3 protein-coding genes are annotated in these 2,285 nt (G+C 64.7%); all 3 read right to left on the bottom strand.

Going from position 1 to position 2,285, the window contains the following annotated elements; all coding sequences use genetic code 11:
* The coding region (locus A6M56_RS03800; protein WP_286757782.1) for an FAD-binding protein at positions 1–799 on the bottom strand (799 nt) is incomplete at its 3' end.
* Positions 800–952: 153 nt separating this feature from the next.
* Complete coding sequence (locus A6M56_RS03795; RefSeq protein WP_286757780.1) at positions 953–1,843, bottom strand: LysR substrate-binding domain-containing protein; 891 nt, start codon at positions 1,841–1,843, stop codon at positions 953–955.
* Between the two features lie 194 nt (positions 1,844–2,037).
* Positions 2,038–2,285: FAD-binding oxidoreductase (locus A6M56_RS03790; RefSeq protein WP_286757778.1), on the bottom strand; the 248-nt coding region annotated here is incomplete at its 5' end.

Genomic DNA, 2,285 nt, shown 5'->3' with positions numbered 1-2,285 from the left:
AAGTCTTGTCCATCATTTCCAGGCCGGCCGGGATGATGCCGGCGGCGATCACGTTGGCGACCGCATCGCCGCCCTTCACCACCGAATCGAACGACGCCATGATCACGCGCGCGGTCTGCGGCTTGGGCACCAGCTTGACCGTCACTTCGGTCACCACGCCGAGCATGCCTTCGGAGCCGATGAACACCGCCAGCAGGTCGAGGCCGGGCGCATCGAGCGCGCCGCCGCCGAGTTCGACGATCTCGCCGTCGATCGTGACCATGCGCACGCGCAGCACGTTGTGCACGGTCAGGCCGTACTTCAGGCAATGCACGCCGCCGGAGTTTTCCGCGACGTTGCCGCCGATGGTGCAGGCGATTTGCGACGACGGATCGGGCGCGTAGTACAGGCCGTAGGGCGCGGCCGCGTCCGAGATCGCCAGATTGCGCACGCCCGGCTGCACCACCGCGGTACGCGAATACGGATCGAGCTTGATCAGCCTGTTGAACTTCGCGGTCGACAGCACCACGCCGTCGGCGATCGGCATCGCGCCGCCGGACAGACCGGTGCCGGCGCCGCGCGGCACGATCGGCACCTTCAGTTCGCGGCAGAGGTTGAGGATGGCGACCACCTGCGCCTCGGTTTCGGGCAGCACCACGACCATCGGCAGCTGCCGGTAGGCCGACAAACCGTCGCACTCATAAGGCCGGGTATCTTCCTCGTTATACAAGATGCAATGATCGGGCAGTACCTTGCGCAATGCTGTGACGACTTCACGCTGCCGCTCGATGGTGAAGGCGGGTTTCGATGGAGCATTCATGTCTGCTTCCTGCTTGTCCAGTAGGGGAAGAGTGTAGCGAAAACGCGCGCCGGCGGGGCGGCCGCGCGTGCCTGGCGGGCTGAAAAACATTGCCCCGTCGCGTGAAATCTTTTCACGCGTGGCGGCCGGCGCCCACGGGCGCGATGAACCGGATTACAGACTGCCGAACGTCGTCAGCAGCCAGTCGATGAAGGCGGAAACTTCCGGGCGCTCGCGCGCGCCCTGCTCATACACGACGTAGTACGCATGCGGCGGCGTCTTCAACTGCACATCCGGGAACAGATGCACGATTTCGCCTTTGGTCATCAGGTCCTGCACGAAATGTTGGCGCGTCAGTCCCACGCCGTATCCGTGGCGCACCGCTTCCAGCAGCAGCCCGAGGTCATCCAGACGCAGCCCGGTCGACGGCTCCGGCCAGTCCAGCCCGGCCACCTCGAACCACGGCTGCCACGGCTCCAGCGCGGAGCGCAGCAGGGTGGCCTTCTGCAGGTCGGCCGGCGTCTTCAGGCCGCCGATTTTTTCCAGATACGCCGGACTCGCCACCGCGAAGGTCGGTTCCTCGTACAGCTTTTCGGTCAAGATATCCGGATACTTGCCGGCGCCGAAGCGCACCTCGACATCGCTCTCCGACAGCGCCAGATCGTACAGCGGCACCGACAGGAACAGCTCGATCACGATCTCCGGATGCTGCGCGGCGAATTCCGCCAGGCGCGGCACCAAGAGGCAGCGCGCGAAGGTCGGCGGCACCGTGACCTTGATGCGCGGCTGCGCCGGCGCGCTGCGGTGCGGCAGCGGGAAATCGGTCAGCGTGCGCAATGCGGCGCGCACCACGTCCAGATAGCGGCGCCCGAACTCCGACAGGGTGACGGTGCGGCCGTCGCGCAGGAACAGGCGTTCGCCGACGAAATCCTCCAGCAGGCGGATGCGGTGCGACAGCGCCGACGGCGTGATGCACAACTCGTCGGCGGCAACGGCAAAAGAACCAAGGCGGGCAGCCGCTTCGAAAGCGGACAGCGCGTGAACCGGAGGCAGGCGGATGGCCATGGGGAGGAGTTCCTTCACTGAGGGAGCCGGGAATCTGCCCTAACAGGCTGTTGAAAAACTACTGCGCGGGCCGATCTTGCAGCCTGCGGTGCTCTGCGTACCATTCGTACGCGTGTGCTCCTCGGCTGCAATCTCGGCCCGCTCGCGACGTTTTTCAACAGCCTGCTAATGCATGCGCTTGGCGGACAAATTCTCTACCAGGAGAGAATTTTACCGGGGTTCAATATGTTCTTGGGATCAAATGCGTGCTTCAGCACGCGCATTGTCTCGATGGCATCGCTGCCATGTTCCTGCACCAGGAAATCCATCTTGTGCAGGCCCACGCCATGCTCGCCGGTGCAGGTGCCGTCCATCGACAAGGCGCGCGCGACCATGCGCGCATTGACGCAAGTCTTGTCCATCATTTCCAGGCCGGCCGGGATGATGCCGGCGGCGATCACGT

This window comes from Ralstonia sp. RL (genome assembly GCF_001683835.1).
In the GTDB taxonomy this organism is placed as follows: Bacteria; Pseudomonadota; Gammaproteobacteria; order Burkholderiales; family Burkholderiaceae; genus Ralstonia; species Ralstonia mannitolilytica.
Note: the sequence above shows the minus strand (reverse complement) of the source record. Positions and strands in the feature narration are given on the sequence as shown.

Bases quoted from the DNA above. Each gene is read 5' to 3' on its own strand.
- A6M56_RS03795 (WP_286757780.1), bottom strand. From the start codon at position 1,843: ATGGCCATCCGCCTGCCTCCGGTTCACGCGCTGTCCGCTTTCGAAGCG.